We start from the raw sequence: 15,427 nt of genomic DNA on the forward strand, positions 1-15,427 counted from the left end.
TTAGCTGAGCAAAAGGTTCGCAATTATTTTTTTCATAAAAAAGCCCAAGCAATTGCTTGGGCTCATTATAAATTTACGCTTAAAGCACTTCGTTACTTTTGCAATTTAATACTATCAAAGTGCATTTGTAAGTCTGTGACTTTTGTTTGCTTTGGTAAATCTGCAAATGGTTTATCTGCAAATTTACTACCACGTAATTGCACATTTAAACGTGCCGCTTGTGGATTAAGCATGGTTTGTTTGTAGTAATCTTTGATATCTGCAAGGGTTACTTTTTCAACTTCTGCGATTAACTTTTCTTTTGAATCAAAATCAAAGTTTTCACGATACCAATCACCAATTAGCGGGCCCATCTCATCACTTAAGTTTTTAGGTTGCTCTTTCAGTGATACAAGCGTGGCATTTTTAAGCTGAGCAAATGTTTCTTCACTCATATTATCAAGCTCCACAGCGTATTGTTTTTTAAACGTCTCGAAACGAGCCTGCATCTCTTTAGCACCTTTCACTGGCGTTTGAATAAACAAACCAATTGCAGAGTAATCTTCAATAGGACGAGCAAGAGCTCCAACGGCATAAGCTAGCTGTTCTTCAGTACGCATTTTGTCAAACGCGATGGTTCTAAAGTGATCTTGCAGTACTTGCGCTTGCGCTTTTTGTTTATAGCCTGGTACTGGATGCACTGTCATATCAATAATCGCAACATCTGCTACATCAATATCTTTTTGCAATACAATGGTTTCACCAGGCTGAGGCAACCATGCTTTACTACGCGCAAATGCTGTTGTTTTATGCTCTTTAGGTAACACTGCGCTCAGCTCTGCCGCAATCGCCTCAACATCTTGCTGATTGTAATTACCGAAGGTAAACACACGTAGCTCGTTATTGTTGAAGGTATGCTGCTTAAGTTGCTCAAAATCAGCAAGGGTAATTGATTGGGCGGTTTTAATTAATTCGTCCGTATCAAAGCTGCCGGTTCTGATCAGCTTTGAATACTCATCAAACGCTTGATAAAACGGGAATTGCTTTTGGGCATTTAGTAAGCCACGCTGGTAACGATCAAGTGCTTGCGCAAAGCCTTGCTCTGTGACGGGTACATTAATATTCTCCAACGCTTGCGCAAGCAATACATCTTGCTTATCAGTAAAACCGCTTAAAGATAAAATTAAGCCATTACTTGCTTCTATGCCAACACTCATACCCGCTACAGCCGCTTCTGTGCTCAATTTACTTTGCTGTAAGTTGTATAAATCAGCCCATACAGAGTACAGCACTTTTGCTTTGATATCTGTCAGTGCATCAGGTGTATTAACATACACTTCAACTAACCCTTTTGGTTGCTCGGCAAAGCTTTGGCTCGCTTGGCGCCATACCTTAACTCCATTTTTATCGTATACGAGCTGCGGATGTTTTTGTTGTTCAAAATCAGCTGTTTTAATAGCAAAACTTTCAGGGAGTAGGCGGTTTACTGTAGGCAGTGCTAGGTCAAACTCACTTGGCTTACTCCAGCTTGCAATTTCTGCTGCGCTAATATCTTCAATACGGTATTTACCATCGTAAAAATGCAGCTGTGAATCTGTTTCTTCTTGTTTAGATGTATACCAAATACGTAATGTATCGGCATTTAACTGCGCTAGTACGCGGTTGATTGCATCGGCATCGAATTTTGCATAATGATACGGCGCATTGATAGCATGATTGATTGGGTACTCTTGCATACTACCTGCAAGGTTGCTTACATAACCAAACTCATCACCTTTTTCTAAGAATTGAAATTCGTTATTAAGTGACGTACGAATTTCATTAAAGTATTTACTATCAACCCCTTCTTTTTTGATCAGGTCAATATATTGCATGATAGTCGCAACGATTAATTCGCGGTTTTGCATACCTTCGTCTGTTAATTGCACATCAACTGTCAGCGCACCATAGTTACCGTAATGAGTCGGTGTTGCACTTGCAGAAAGTTGCGACACCCAGCCTTTATCACGCAGGATTTGTGCTGGGCTACCCTGCATTTCATTACTTAGTAAGTAGGCTACAAAGCGATTAGGTTTAACGGCAAATTCATCACTGTTATCAGTGATAGTAAAATCAAGTTGTAACTGTTTTACATCTTCATTTGGCGCATAATGGACACGCTTGCCGCCGACATTTTCAAAGTCTAACTTTTTAGTAACCGTAGGTTTTTCAATTTTTTTATCTTCTATATCAGCAAAATATTGCTGCGCTTTTGCTTCCATTTCACTTAATGGCAAGTTTGAAATCATTGCTAATTTCATGATATTAGAAGAATAATATTTATTATAAAAATCAACAGTTTCTTTATGTAATGAACTGCCCTCTTTATCACCAAGCGTTTCAAGGTTACCAATCAAAAAGCGATTAGCAGGGTGATCGCCCATCATTTTACGGGCCAATTTAAACTGGCCAAAAAAGTCCATTTCACGGCGCATAGACCACTCAGCATTGACCGCGTTTTTTTCTTTATCTGTGTATTCCGGGTAAAGCTTAGGTGATTTGAAAAAGTCAGCAAAGCGATCAAGCGCTTCATCATAGGCGTCATTATTTACTTTAAACATGTAATTAGTGATATCTAACCATGTGTAAGCGTTGTGTGCACCGCCATTTTTGGTCATAAAATCAGAGTAGCCTTTGGTATCAGGATAGCGCTCCGTACCTAGAAACAACATGTGTTCTAAATAATGCGCCATACCTTGTTGGCTCATTGGGTCGTGTAATAAGCCTACACCTACACTCAACGCTGCCGCAGATTTTTCGGCGCTGGGATCTGAGACTAAAATAACTTCAATTTCATTTGCCAATTTAAGGGTTTTATATTGACGAGTATCATTTGGACTAACTATTAACGTATCTGACAATAGTGCGGTTTGGTGCGAAACTGACGTAGTTGTAGTGCCACAGCCAGTTAGTACTGCTAGGGCAATTGCGCTTAGCGTTATTATTTTTTTCATAATGAGAAGTATATCCATACTTAGTGTGTTGTTTGAATGTTCGGTAAAATTGATACCACTTGCAATCATTTTTCTAAATATTTTGTAACACATTGTGAATTATAAAGACATACTGCTAGTCTTAACCCTCTGTAATGAAAAAGGTCATAATAATGGAAAAATATGTTTTGCTCGCCATGTTTACTCAAGTACTGCTCACTTTTACAGTGATGATAGTGATGGGCCGCCGGCGTTTTGCTGCCGCAAGGAATAAAACAATCTCAATGCAAGATTTTGCGACTATGCAATTAGATAAAGCTGGCGATGAGGTCCATATTGCGGGTCGCAACTTTATTAACCAATTCGAGATACCGGTGCTGTTTTTTGTTGCCTGTGTGACAGGCTTGCAACTCAATGCCGCGGGTTACGTGTTTGTCGCTTTAGCGTGGGGGTTTGTGATTTCGCGGATCATTCACAGTATTATTCATTTAAGTAGCAATAGTGTAAAACCGCGTTATTATAGCTTTTTGCTTGGCTGTATATTGGTTTTAACTATGTGGGTATTATTAATAATGCGAGTATTTGCGCTTTAGCTGCCAACTGCTATCGGGCCGCTAACCCGATAGCACATACTTTTAAGCTACACGTCGACGTTTAAAGCCCAATAGCATTAATGGCAGAAATAACCATCCCATACTACCGCTTGAACTATCACTTGGTTGAGTTGGCTCAACAGTATCTACCAGAGTATTTTCTTTTGGTGATAGATTTACTGATGAATTAGGGTCATCGTCCAATACAACCACACTGTTAATCGCCACTAGGTTAGTAATTGCAATACTCGTATCTGCATTTGCACACTGTTCTTCAGTGATATCAACTACAGGAATTTCACCGCAATGCACTAGCGCTTCTATAGTATCCAATACAGCGTAACTGTCAGCCGTAATTTGACCAAAAACAGTAAAACCACCATTTTGCACATCTAAATTAGCGCTATTATCTTTTAAGTTAAAAAACCATTGGCTAGTAGCGCTATTTTCATTACTGCCTAGTTTAGCCATCGCAATAGTACCCTTTACATTCGATAACACGGGCTCATTCGACACTGCGGGAGATGTTTCAATCGCTTCAAAATCATCTGTAAACGCAAACCCGCCCCCTTGAATGATGAAGTTCTCTATTGAACGATGGATCACTGTTTGATTGTACGCTTCACTCTCAACATAGCTTAGAAAGTTCGCCACCGTCTTTGGAGTATGTTGATCAAATAAATCTATTTTAATAGTCCCTTGTGATGTTTGCATTTCAACCACAGTCGCGTTACTTGCGAACGCAGCAGTAGCTAGCAAAGTGCACAGTAATTGTTTTTTCATTATTTCAAGTCCTGAAGAATGTTGTGTTTATGTAAAATTAATGAAAATACTAAAGAATTAATGCACTCAACGCGATAGCAAAACGTACCTTTAAACAAATCAGACCAAATTGATTACACTTAAATTACATATGGTTACATTTAGTTATTATTCACCTACGTTATAAATAAATTTTATTTAAAACGAAATCGTCTCAACAGGCTGCTTTATTTTGTTAGTATTATTTTTAACACTAAAACACACACAACAGGATTTACCACCATGTCACATAATGAACAACAGATATGCGATTTCGGCTTACATCAAGGTCAGGCATACACTAAGTTACCTGCAAGTTTTTTGAACTGGATGGTGGGCAGTAATCATGAAAAATCAGCACTAGCAGAGCAGGAATTACATCGACGCCAATTAGCCGCAACCGGAAAATTAAATTACCAAGACGATACGAAAATAGAATAATTACGTTATTTTGCAATAAAACTAGTTTAAACTATGCGCTTAATGAACAGCGGAACACTGACAACACGGGTCACATTATGCGCATATTAATCTCACTCTTTCTATTGCTAAGCATCAGTGCATGCAGTAACAACCAATCAGCTCCTGACACACTCTCAAAAACCAATAATATTCACTATCTCACCGTTTTACATACCAATGATAACCATGGCCGCTTTTGGCATAATGAAAAAGGTGAATATGGGATGGCCGCACGTAAGACCTTAATTGATCAGTTACGCAATAATGCTATACAGCAGGGCCACGCAGTATTATTACTTTCTGGGGGTGATATCAACACCGGGATCCCTGAGTCTGACCTGCAATATGCAGAGCCTGACTTTAAAGGTATGTCGTTAATTGGTTACGATGCCATGGCAATTGGTAATCATGAATTTGACAACCCATTAAGTGTTTTAAAGCAGCAACAGCAATGGGCTAACTTTCCGCTGTTATCCGCTAATATCTTTGATAAAGAAACGGGTAAAAATGCATTTCAGGCCTATAAGATTTTTAATAAGCAAGGCCTAAAAATAGCCGTTATTGGCTTAACAACAACTGACACAGCTAAAATTGGTAACCCCCAATACATAGGTGGTCTCGAATTTAAAGAGCCAATTGCAGTAACTCAAGCATTAGCTGATAAAATTAAAACACAGTATCAACCTGATGTTACTATTGCAGTAACCCATATGGGCCATTATGTTGACGCAAACTATGGTATTAACGCCCCTGGTGATGTAACTCTTGCTCGCTCTCTTTCAAAAAATACCCTTGATATGATTATTGGCGGCCATTCTCAAGAACCTATTTGTATGGCGAGTGAAAATATTAACGATGACAACTTCAAGCCCGGTAATGCATGTAAGCCTGATCAACAAAATGGCACCTGGATCATGCAAGCCCATGAATGGGGAAAATACGTTGGTAAAGCTGAGTTTAAACTGGAAAATGGCCAATTAACGTTACTTGATTATAAATTACTCCCCGTAAATTTATATATTCATGAAGAACAAGCCGACGGCACAACACAACCTGTGCTAGCAAACGAATATATAACTCCTAATCCTGAACTAAAAGCATTTTTGGCTGAATATCAAGCAAAAGGGGCAAAGCAAATTGAAGGGAAAATAGGTTATGTTGATGCCAAACTTGAGGGTGACCGCAATAAAGTACGCTATCAACAAACCAACTTAGCTCGTGTTATTATTCAGGCGCAAATGAATGTGGTTGGTGCAGATTTTGGGATCATAAGCGGTGGAGGAGTACGCGACAGTATTGCTGCGGGCGACGTTAGCTATAAAGATATTTTAAAAGTTCACCCTTTCAAAAATCGTATTGCGTATATAGATTGGCAAGGCCAAGAGTTATGGGAATACCTAGAAGTTGTTACCCGCTTTCCACCTGATTCAGGGGCTTACTTGCAGTACCATAAATTAAGTTTTGAACGCAGCGATAACGCACTCACCAAAGTGATGATTAATGGTCAAGCACTCGATAAAACTAAAACCTATCGTATGAGCATTAATAGCTATAATGCATCTGGTGGTGATGGCTATCCTGTATTAATGAAGCATAAAAGTTACGTCAGTACAGATGAAACTGACGCGCAAGCGCTGAAGCGTTTCTTTATTGAAAATAGCCCAGTCAATGCGAGCAAATTTTCTGCACAATAATATTCCGGCTGATCTCATTATGACTTGAGATCAGCCCTTCTCTACTTACCAATCACTTCAATATCGACACTTTTAATATTTGATAGTCCATAGCTATGCAACCGCGAACGCGAACCTTCACCATGTGCTTTAGGCGGGTAATAAATATCTTTTAACTCTGGGTTTTCGATGAGTAGCTCATCCAGTGCAGCTCTGATCTCACTTAACGTTTTTTCCAAGCTATTAGAAAAGTTAGGCCGTTTGCGTATCGTATGCCCAAGTTGGGTTAATCGGTAAAAGTACTTATTCGCCAATTCAATTAACTCATCTGGCAAATCTTTATTTTGATTAAGTGTTACATTTGGATGCGCAACACAAAACTCGATCAAAGCTAAATAAAAACACAGCGGCTTATTCGCCAGAGCAACTGCCAATTCGTTGTTAGTATTCAACCCTAAGGTTTTATTATTTAAATCAATTCTAATAACTGAAACGACCTGTTCAGCTTGCTCCGAATTATTTTGACTAACGACTGCTGACAATTTATTCATTTTTATATCACGTATTCTAACTAACGCAACAATCGATACTGATGCCAAAGCAGCGAACAATAACACCACAATAAAAAAAGCAGCGCTATATTGATGTGCAGGCGAAAAAACCACAGCTATATTTCGACTTGGAGCAACAAGCTCAATGGTCGTCATCCCTTCATCGATAGCTTTATTAGCAATACCATCTATGGCAATCACTTCAACTAGGTTTATAACCGCTAGTTGCTGATTAAGTTGTACTATATATTGCTTAATATCATCTTCATTACCTGAGTGACTCAAAAACGCATTCGCCAAATTGATATGCGGTAAATCTAATGCGATTCGATTTAAAATCTGTAGCTGAGCTATTCTTTCTTGTTGTTGCGTTTGTAATGTATTTGCAGTAAAAAATACAGCTAGCAACATACTGAGTACACTGCAAAATATACTGATATATTTTTTCATTTTTGCTGACCAACAAAATGCGCTGATTGGCCGTCACATTGCCAATAGGATTCAACATGATTGAAATATTGCGAGTTTTGTTCTTTTAATAATGATATTAATCGCTCTTGTACAGCGCACAAAAGATCGGTATTTTCCGATTGCATCTTTAAGTACCAACGGCTGCCACTAATATTATCGCTAATAGGTGTAATGTAATTTCTTGAAAACAATGTTTGATCGCTGTCTTGCCAGTAAGATGAGATTAAATCTACACTCCCAGTTGCTAACAACTCCCTTAATTCTTGATGAGAGCTTGCATAAACTATCGTTAAGTTATCCATATTAATGTCTAATTGCTTAAACATTTGTTTGGGTAATATATGCCCAGAGCGGCTCGTGGGATAATCTAACAAACCGATCCGCTTATCTAAAAAGTACTGTTTTTCTATTTTTGGCTTTTCTTTGCTGGAAATAATAAATGCCGTATAACTAGGAAACCCAACTACTGCTTTATAGTTGTAAGTGGTTTGCGCCATAAATGCATCCATTAGGTTTTCTTTCGCAAGGATCAGATCAGCTATTCCTTTACCTAAAAAATCGATAGTATCTGATGATTTATTTCCCCAATAAGTTGTTACTTCGCCATATTGTTTTGCCACTACAGCATCATCACACAAAACATTTGTGACATCATTCGCCATTGCTTTAATTGGTACATAAACAATGAGTACATTTTTATTAGCCGAAGAGGTTGTTTGACAACGTACTGATGTGTCTATAAAAGTTGTGATCTTCGTATTACCACTAGGCGCACTAATATTTCCTGCCCACCAAAAAAAACCTACAAACAGAAACAAAACTGTAACAATCAGTGTTTTTAAAGAAATTAATCGTACTCGATTCAAAGTTTACTACCAGTGTTAATTATTCCCTCTCTATTTGACCAATTTAAATTACTTATTACAACAAGTAATTTTACTTAACAAACTTAAAGCATTGTTTTTTATTAAATTGAAATAAGAAATTATGAATTTTATTGAGTCCTTTCTATCTTGCTAGAAAATCAGGACAATTGATTTTAGAAATATTGACTCAGTTATAAACTACAGTTTGGAAAATGACAGATGTTACAAAGAATAGGTAACTTATTGATCAGTGCGAGTAGCTTGATTTTGTTATTCACCAGTAATAGTGTTTTGGCGTGGGGACAAAATGGACACAGAATTGTTGCGCAAGTAGCCAATTACCATTTAACACCTGCCACAGTTAAAGCATTAGAGCCTTTACTTGAAGGCGAAAGTTTACCACAAATTGCCACTTGGGCTGATGAAATGCGTTCCGCGCCTGGCGAATTTTGGCAAAAAAAATCATCGCGCTGGCATTATATCAATGCTGATGCTGCAACGTTAAAGAATCCACCTCTCCCTCACTCTTCAAAAGAATCAGTCTCTAATATTCTTGATGCCCTACTTTTTAATATTGCCGTATTAAAAGATACCAATAGTTCAATTGACGCGAAAAAATTCAGTTTACGCTTTATTGTTCATTTAGTTGGGGACAGCCATCAACCATTTCACGCAGGTAGAAAAGATGATCGTGGTGGCAATAATATTTCTGTCACATTCTTCGGGCAGGATACCAATTTACATAGTTTGTGGGATTCTAAACTTATCGAAAATGAAAATTTATCCTACACTGAATTTGCAGACTTTATAAATACAAATAATAAACAACTAATTGCTGAGTACTTACAAAGTACGCCAGTTCAATGGTTACAAGAATCACATAACATAGCTAATTCTATTTATAATCAGCATGAAACAAAGATCAGTTACCAATACATCTATAAAAATATGCCAATTATAAAAACCCGCTTACAACAAAGCGGAGTAAGACTTGCCGGATTGTTAAACTTAATTTTTGACAATTCTGCACAACCATTAGTGAAGGCACTGAAGATGCCAGCTAATATTAATTAAAATCATTAGATTAAACACAACCTTAACACGGGAAAACAACATAATGAAAATTCAACTACGCAAAACAGCACTTTCACTCGCTATCGCAGCTTGTGTTGGCGTAAGTGGTGCAGCGTTTGCAAATGAGACGACCTCTGCAATTAAAGGTCAAATCAAGGGGCCTAACGGTAATCCTGCTGCAGGTACTAAAATTACTATCGTGCACGTTCCATCAGGTTCAACCAAAGAAACTGAAACCAACGATGCGGGTTACTTCACTGCAAAAGGCCTACGTGTTGGCGGACCTTATAGTGTTGTAGTTGACTCAGATGTATTCGCTGACCAGTCATTTAATAACATCAACCTACAAGTAGGTGCTGACTACCCAGTAAATGTAACTTTAGAGCCACAGTCTAGTATTGAACAAATCGTGGTAACTGGTCGCGCTATTAGCACAATGTCAGGTGGTACAGGCCCAGCATCAACGTTTACTTTAACAGATCTTGAAAATACGCCAGCTATTAACCGCGATATTAAAGATATCATCCGAATCGATCCTCGAGTAACAATTGATGATAGCCGCGGTTCTATTAACTGCGGTGGCGGTAACTCTCGTTTTAATAGCTTAACTTTAGACGGCGTTCGTATGAACGATAACTTTGGCCTAAATGCTAGTGGCTACCCTACAATTAACGCACCTTTCTCTTTTGATTCAATCGAGCAAGTTGCGGTAGAACTAGCCCCATTTGATGTGCAATACGGTGGTTTCACTTCATGTAACATCAATGCGGTAACTAAGTCTGGTGGCAATGAAATCCACGGTGGCGTATTCTTCGACTATACGAATGACTCAATGAAAGGTGATTCAATCGAAGGGGAAAAAATTGATAACGGTAACTATAACGATAAACGTTATGGTTTCAACGTAGGCCTCCCGTTAATTAAAGACACGCTTTTCTTGTTCACTTCATATGAAAAAAATGAAAGCATCACTGAGTTTAACTACGGTGCTTTAAATTCAGGTGCAGTAACCAGCAGTGATATTACTGATGTTCAACGTATTGCTCAAGAAGTGTATGGTTATGACGCAGGTGGCATGCCATCGAGTGCACCTGTAGAAGATGAAAAAATCTTTGTTAAACTTGATTGGAATATAAACGATAATCACCGTGCTAACTTAATCTATAATTACAACGACGCATTTACATTTAGTCAATCAGATACAGGCAACAGCAAACTAAGTCTTAGCAATCACTTTTTTGAAGAAGGTGCTGAATTTACCTCAATCATCGCATCTGTATACTCTGACTGGAGCGATAATTTCTCAACTGAAATTCGTTTTGGTAAATCAGAATTAGACAAGCGCACTGAATCTATTGATGCTGCTAGTAGTTTCGGTGAAATGCAAATTAAAACCGCAAATAACGGCACAATTTATATCGGTCCAGATGACTCTCGTCATTCAAATGATTTAAACTATGATACCACCACCGCAAAATTAGCCGGTACTTACTACCTTGACCAACATACAATTACAGCGGGTTATGAATTTGAAGAGCTAGAAATATTTAACTTATTTGCTCAACAAACACAAGGTGAATGGCGCTTCGACAGTGTTGAGGACTTTGAAGGCGGTCAAGCATCTTATATTGAATATACTAATGCAGCAGGTACGAATAACCCTAATGATCTTGCAGCAAGTTTCTCATACGCGCAAAATACTTTTTATATTCAAGATGAATATAGCTTTTCTGATATAGATGCATCATTAACCATTGGTCTTCGTTATGACAAATACACAAGTGATGATGCACCTAACTATAACTCTAATTTTGATGCTCGATATGGCTTTAGCAATCAATCAACGCTTGATGGTGTTGACTTAATTCAACCGCGAGTAGGCTTCGAATGGTATGCCACTGATGCACTAGAAGTACGTGCTGGTTTAGGTTTATATTCAGGCGGTAACCCAAATGTTTGGTTATCTAACTCTTATTCTAATGATGGTATTACAAATATATATGTTAGACGTCCTGATGGCGCTGATTTAACAACAACACCTAATGTAAATGGCGGCGCACCTGGCTATGAAGTTCCGCAAGACATGTATGATGAAGTGGCTAACAGTACTGGAGACGGTCCTGTAAACTCAGTTGATCCGGATTTTGAAATGCCTTCAGAGTGGAAATACTCTGTTGGTGCAACATATACAACTGAAAATGATTATGTAATTGCACTTGATTACCTTTATACAAACCGTAAAAACTCAGCTACTTTAATTGATTTAGCGCTTGAAGATTCAGGTAAGACTACTTTTGATGGTCGTCCTATCTACCAAAGAAAAGAAGACGTTCTAAATCCTGATAAATACCGCGATGGTGATTTAATGCTTACCAACGTCGATGGTGATAGCGGCGACTCTTCGATCATTTCGGCAGCAATCAGTAAAGCTTACGACAATGGTATTAGCATCCAATTTGCTTATGCATACACAGATTCTGATGATGTAAACCCGATGACGAGTTCAACGGCAAGTTCAAACTATGGTAACTTAGCAACCTCAAATCCTGGAAACCCTGGTGTAGCAACATCAGATTATGAAATCCCACATCGCTTTACCATGACTCTTGGTTACACTAATGAATTCTTCGATGGTTATAGCACGCGCTTTAACTTATTCGGCGAAGCATACAAAGGTCTACCATACAGCTATACGTTTAATGATAGTGATGAAGATGGGTTCGGTGATTACAATTCAAATGGTTCTCGCCAATTACTTTATGTACCTCTTGAAAACGATCCTAATGTAACGTATGACATGACTGCTGCTGAAATTGCAGACTTCAATAAATGGATTGGTGATAATGGTCTTGAGCGCGGTCAAATTACTGGCCGTAATAGCCAAAATGCAGATTGGTTTGTGAAGTTTAACTTTAAAGTTAGCCAAGAAGTACCTGGCTTCATGGAAGGCCACAAAGGTGAAGCTTACTTTGTTATCGATAACTTAACTAATATGTTAAACGATGACTGGGGCGTATTAAAGAAAGGTGGTTTTGTAGGCAATCCTGTCATCTCAACATCTGTTGATGCACAAGGTAACTACACATATTCAGGTTTCTCAACTGCGTCTAATACATCTGTACAATCAAGTGCTTCTGTATGGGAAATGCGTGTAGGTGTTAAATACACTTTCTAATCTAAGCGTTTTATAACTTACTTAGTTAAAATAAAGCCCATCATTTGATGGGCTTTTTGTTCTACTCCGCTAATTTACTCGTTAACTTATCTAAACAGCTGAGCAAGGCTTGATATTCCGCTTTATTTAAGACCGTTAATAACTCTTGCTCCCACGCTAAGGCATCTGGTGCTAATTTTTGATATAACAGCCTTCCCTGCTCACTGAGTTGTAATAAGCTGGCGCGCTTGTCATTTGGGTTAACTAAGCTCACCACTAATTGCTTATCGATCAGCGCTTTTATCGCCCTTGATACGGTTGACTTGTCCATAGCCGCTTGCACACATAATGCTTTGGCGTTGCTCTGCCCAAACTGGGCTAAATTAAACAAAATACGCCATTGCGGAATTGTTAAATCACTTTGCTGTTGGTAAACAGGTGCAAACTCCTCACTCATTTGATTGGCTAAATTAGCTAAACGGTAAGGTAAAAAAGTATCTAGATCGAGCGCCATCGCATGCCTCTTTTTCTTTATTTACAAGTATGCTTTGCCTGTCCATAAATATGTACACTTGCAAAAAGCATGATGATTGAATTTAGTCTCACTTGAGAGTATCTTACAGTAAAACACAAAGGAGTCGAGTGATGACGAGCGAATTAAAATACATGACCGGATTTGGCAATGAGTTTGAAACCGAAGCCTTGCCAGGTGCCCTGCCGATTGGCCAATTTAGCCCACAAAAAGTCAAATATGATCTGTATGCTGAGCAATTTAGCACTACGGCATTTACCGCGCCCCGTGCAGATAACCGCCGTACGTGGATGTACCGTATTCGCCCGTCAGTGGTACAAGGTGATTATAAGGCTATTGATAATGGGTTAATTCGTACGGCACCCATCACAGAAGTGCCAACACCACCTACCATGTTACGTTGGGATCCTATTGATATTCCCAGCGCACCGACCGATTTTATTGATGGTTTAATTACCATGGCTGCAAATGGGTGTGCTAATAGTCAAACTGGTATTGGCATCCACGTTTACGTAGCGAATAAGTCGATGACTGATCGCTATTTCTACAATGCAGACGGTGAAATGCTGTTTGTGCCACAACAAGGTGAGCTATTACTTAAAACTGAATGTGGTCATTTAAGCATTAAAGCCGGCGAAATTGCGGTCATTCCACGGGGGATTAAATTCCAAGTAGTACTATTAACTGACACAGCACGTGGTTATATTTGCGAAAACTATGGTCATGCCTATGTTTTACCTGAGCGTGGCCCTGTGGGTGCAAATGGCTACGCCAATGACCGTGATTTCCACTACCCGGTCGCCGCCTATGAAGATAAAGAAGGTAACTTTGAATTAATCGCTAAGTTTAATGGCAACATGTTCAGTTGCGATATTGGCCACTCCCCTCTTGATGTTGTTGCGTGGACAGGTAACAGCGCACCTTATAAATATGACCTCGCACGCTTTAATGTGATGAATACGGTAAGTTACGATCACCCAGATCCATCAATATTTACTGTACTCACATCACCATCCGGGACTGAGGGGGTTGCTAATATTGACTTTGCTATTTTCCCACCGCGTTGGATGGTTGCAGAAAACACCTTCCGCCCACCTTATTATCATCGCAATATCATGAGTGAGTTTATGGGCTTAATTGAAGGCGTATACGATGCTAAAGAGCATGGTTTTGTTCCCGGCGGCATGAGCTTACACAACTGTATGTCGCCCCATGGTCCTGAGGCCGATGTATTTGAAAAAGCCTCTAACGCAGCACTTGAGCCGCAACGCTACGAGAACACCCTCGCATTTATGTTTGAGTCTCGTTATATAATTTCGCCAACCAAATATGCCCTTGAAGGCAAAGAGCGCCAACCTAACTATACTGATTGCTGGCGCACAATTAAAAAACACTTTAAAGCTTAAAAGGCCATTTTAATGAAACTTTATACTTATTTTCGCTCATCTGCCGCTTACCGTGTTCGTATTGCTCTTAACTTAAAAGAGATTGAACATCAGCTGGTCACTGTTAATTTATTAAAATCAGAGCAGCAAAGTGAACAGTACCTTGATAAAAACCCACAAGGTTTATTGCCTGCGCTTGAGACAGATCAAGGCGTGTTGGCACAATCAATGGCAATATTAGAGTACCTTGAAGAAACCTACCCACAAACCCCGTTATTGTTTGGTGATGCGTGGCAAAAAGCGCAGATCCGCAACCTATGTTACGCCATAGCGTGTGATATTCACCCTATTGATAACCTACGTGTACTGAAATATTTAAGTAATGAATTAGGTGTTGATGATGACGCTAAAAATGCCTGGTATCGTCACTGGGTTGAAGTGGGTTTTGAAAAGCTAGAGCGACTACTCGATAATGACAATGACTTCTGCGTAGGTGATAAACCAAGCCTTGCTGATGTGTGTTTAGTACCGCAAGTATTTAATGCCTATCGTTTTAACGTCGATATGACTGCGTATCCTAAAATAGCAGCCATTTATGAGCGCTGTAATAAGCTAGACGCATTTATTGATGCTGCTCCTCAAAACCAACCGGATGCAACTTAACCACTTAAAGCACTGTGTAGCACAGTAACATGCTCTATTAAATCCAAGCCCAGATCAGTTAAATAACCGCCATCTGGGCTATCAATAATACCTTTATCAAATAACCTTTGCGCTGCACTGCGCAAGCTCTCATCAGCATCACTGTGAAGTTTTATTCCTTGCATTTTACTCGTCAGAGGAAACTTAGCGAGCAGTGTAAATTCGTCAATCATTGTTTGCTTAAATTGCATGTGTTCACCTTGCTTTTAGAA

The 15,427-nt window shown here is 39.0% G+C and carries 13 protein-coding genes; 7 read left to right on the forward strand and 6 right to left on the reverse strand.

Going from position 1 to position 15,427, the window contains the following annotated elements; translation table 11 throughout:
- Positions 1 to 92 precede the first annotated feature (92 nt).
- Entirely contained in the window at positions 93 to 2,972 is a 2,880-nt protein-coding gene (locus PHAL_RS0103255; RefSeq protein WP_029216001.1) for an insulinase family protein, read from the reverse strand.
- Positions 2,973 to 3,124: 152 nt separating this feature from the next.
- Between PHAL_RS0103255 and PHAL_RS0103260 the strand changes: the two genes are divergently transcribed.
- Complete coding sequence (locus tag PHAL_RS0103260; protein ID WP_016706984.1) at positions 3,125 to 3,544, forward strand: MAPEG family protein; 420 nt, start codon at positions 3,125 to 3,127, stop codon at positions 3,542 to 3,544.
- 42 nt (positions 3,545 to 3,586) lie between these two features.
- Here PHAL_RS0103260 and PHAL_RS0103265 read toward each other — a convergent pair whose 3' ends face one another.
- Complete coding sequence (locus PHAL_RS0103265) at positions 3,587 to 4,327, reverse strand: peptidylprolyl isomerase (protein ID WP_016706985.1); 741 nt, start codon at positions 4,325 to 4,327, stop codon at positions 3,587 to 3,589.
- Between the two features lie 261 nt (positions 4,328 to 4,588).
- On the opposite strand from PHAL_RS0103265, the gene PHAL_RS0103270 reads away from it, so the two are divergent.
- Both PHAL_RS0103270 and ushA read left to right on the forward strand, forming a co-directional pair.
- A complete protein-coding gene (locus PHAL_RS0103270; protein WP_016706986.1) occupies positions 4,589 to 4,786 on the forward strand; it encodes a hypothetical protein in 198 nt (65 codons plus the stop codon).
- Between the two features lie 77 nt (positions 4,787 to 4,863).
- Positions 4,864 to 6,501 (forward strand): bifunctional UDP-sugar hydrolase/5'-nucleotidase UshA, encoded by a 1,638-nt coding sequence (gene ushA, locus PHAL_RS0103275; RefSeq protein ID WP_016706987.1) that lies wholly within the window; start codon positions 4,864 to 4,866, stop codon positions 6,499 to 6,501.
- A gap of 41 nt (positions 6,502 to 6,542) precedes the next feature.
- Here ushA and PHAL_RS0103280 read toward each other — a convergent pair whose 3' ends face one another.
- Together PHAL_RS0103280 and PHAL_RS0103285 are read right to left on the reverse strand one after the other, a co-directional pair.
- Positions 6,543 to 7,481 carry a hypothetical protein gene (locus tag PHAL_RS0103280; RefSeq protein ID WP_016706988.1) on the reverse strand — a complete coding sequence of 313 codons (939 nt, stop codon included), beginning with the start codon at positions 7,479 to 7,481 and terminating at the stop codon, positions 6,543 to 6,545.
- Positions 7,478 to 8,368, reverse strand: coding sequence for a hypothetical protein (locus PHAL_RS0103285; RefSeq protein ID WP_016706989.1), 891 nt, complete (start codon positions 8,366 to 8,368; stop codon positions 7,478 to 7,480). Before PHAL_RS0103285 ends, PHAL_RS0103280 begins: the two co-directional genes overlap by 4 nt.
- A 219-nt stretch (positions 8,369 to 8,587) precedes the next feature.
- On the opposite strand from PHAL_RS0103285, the gene PHAL_RS0103290 reads away from it, so the two are divergent.
- Both PHAL_RS0103290 and PHAL_RS0103295 read left to right on the forward strand, forming a co-directional pair.
- Positions 8,588 to 9,442, forward strand: coding sequence for a S1/P1 nuclease (locus tag PHAL_RS0103290; RefSeq protein ID WP_016706990.1), 855 nt, complete (start codon positions 8,588 to 8,590; stop codon positions 9,440 to 9,442).
- A 43-nt stretch (positions 9,443 to 9,485) separates the two neighbouring features.
- Positions 9,486 to 12,617, forward strand: a complete 3,132-nt coding sequence (locus PHAL_RS0103295; RefSeq protein WP_016706991.1) for a TonB-dependent receptor — start codon at positions 9,486 to 9,488, stop codon at positions 12,615 to 12,617.
- A 61-nt stretch (positions 12,618 to 12,678) separates the two neighbouring features.
- Here PHAL_RS0103295 and PHAL_RS0103300 read toward each other — a convergent pair whose 3' ends face one another.
- The gene (locus PHAL_RS0103300; RefSeq protein WP_016706992.1) at positions 12,679 to 13,110 is read right to left on the reverse strand and encodes a MarR family winged helix-turn-helix transcriptional regulator; all 432 of its coding nucleotides are present in this window, start codon (positions 13,108 to 13,110) and stop codon (positions 12,679 to 12,681) included.
- A gap of 131 nt (positions 13,111 to 13,241) precedes the next feature.
- Here PHAL_RS0103300 and hmgA point away from each other — a divergent pair, with 131 nt between their 5' ends.
- Together hmgA and maiA are read left to right on the forward strand one after the other, a co-directional pair.
- Complete coding sequence (gene hmgA / locus PHAL_RS0103305; protein ID WP_016706993.1) at positions 13,242 to 14,534, forward strand: homogentisate 1,2-dioxygenase; 1,293 nt, start codon at positions 13,242 to 13,244, stop codon at positions 14,532 to 14,534.
- Between the two features lie 12 nt (positions 14,535 to 14,546).
- Entirely contained in the window at positions 14,547 to 15,176 is a 630-nt protein-coding gene (gene maiA / locus PHAL_RS0103310; RefSeq protein WP_016706994.1) for a maleylacetoacetate isomerase, read from the forward strand.
- Here the strand turns inward: maiA and PHAL_RS0103315 are convergent.
- Positions 15,173 to 15,406 carry a TIGR02647 family protein gene (locus PHAL_RS0103315; RefSeq protein ID WP_016706995.1) on the reverse strand — a complete coding sequence of 78 codons (234 nt, stop codon included), beginning with the start codon at positions 15,404 to 15,406 and terminating at the stop codon, positions 15,173 to 15,175. The genes maiA and PHAL_RS0103315 overlap by 4 nt on opposite strands.
- Positions 15,407 to 15,427 lie beyond the last annotated feature (21 nt).

It is taken from the genome of Pseudoalteromonas haloplanktis ATCC 14393, assembly GCF_000238355.1.
Taxonomy (GTDB): domain Bacteria; phylum Pseudomonadota; class Gammaproteobacteria; order Enterobacterales; family Alteromonadaceae; genus Pseudoalteromonas; species Pseudoalteromonas haloplanktis.

What these genes read in the sequence shown, in the direction of transcription:
- PHAL_RS0103255 (WP_029216001.1), bottom strand. Translation starts at nt 2,972, where the DNA reads ATGAAAAAAATAATAACGCTAAGCGCAATTGCCCTAGCAGTACTAACT.
- PHAL_RS0103260 (WP_016706984.1), top strand. Translation starts at nt 3,125, where the DNA reads ATGGAAAAATATGTTTTGCTCGCCATGTTTACTCAAGTACTGCTCACT.
- PHAL_RS0103265 (WP_016706985.1), bottom strand. Translation starts at nt 4,327, where the DNA reads ATGAAAAAACAATTACTGTGCACTTTGCTAGCTACTGCTGCGTTCGCA.
- PHAL_RS0103270 (WP_016706986.1), top strand. Translation starts at nt 4,589, where the DNA reads ATGTCACATAATGAACAACAGATATGCGATTTCGGCTTACATCAAGGT.
- ushA (WP_016706987.1), top strand. Translation starts at nt 4,864, where the DNA reads ATGCGCATATTAATCTCACTCTTTCTATTGCTAAGCATCAGTGCATGC.
- PHAL_RS0103280 (WP_016706988.1), bottom strand. Translation starts at nt 7,481, where the DNA reads ATGAAAAAATATATCAGTATATTTTGCAGTGTACTCAGTATGTTGCTA.
- PHAL_RS0103290 (WP_016706990.1), top strand. Translation starts at nt 8,588, where the DNA reads ATGTTACAAAGAATAGGTAACTTATTGATCAGTGCGAGTAGCTTGATT.
- PHAL_RS0103295 (WP_016706991.1), top strand. Translation starts at nt 9,486, where the DNA reads ATGAAAATTCAACTACGCAAAACAGCACTTTCACTCGCTATCGCAGCT.
- PHAL_RS0103300 (WP_016706992.1), bottom strand. Translation starts at nt 13,110, where the DNA reads ATGGCGCTCGATCTAGATACTTTTTTACCTTACCGTTTAGCTAATTTA.
- hmgA (WP_016706993.1), top strand. Translation starts at nt 13,242, where the DNA reads ATGACGAGCGAATTAAAATACATGACCGGATTTGGCAATGAGTTTGAA.
- maiA (WP_016706994.1), top strand. Translation starts at nt 14,547, where the DNA reads ATGAAACTTTATACTTATTTTCGCTCATCTGCCGCTTACCGTGTTCGT.
- PHAL_RS0103315 (WP_016706995.1), bottom strand. Translation starts at nt 15,406, where the DNA reads ATGCAATTTAAGCAAACAATGATTGACGAATTTACACTGCTCGCTAAG.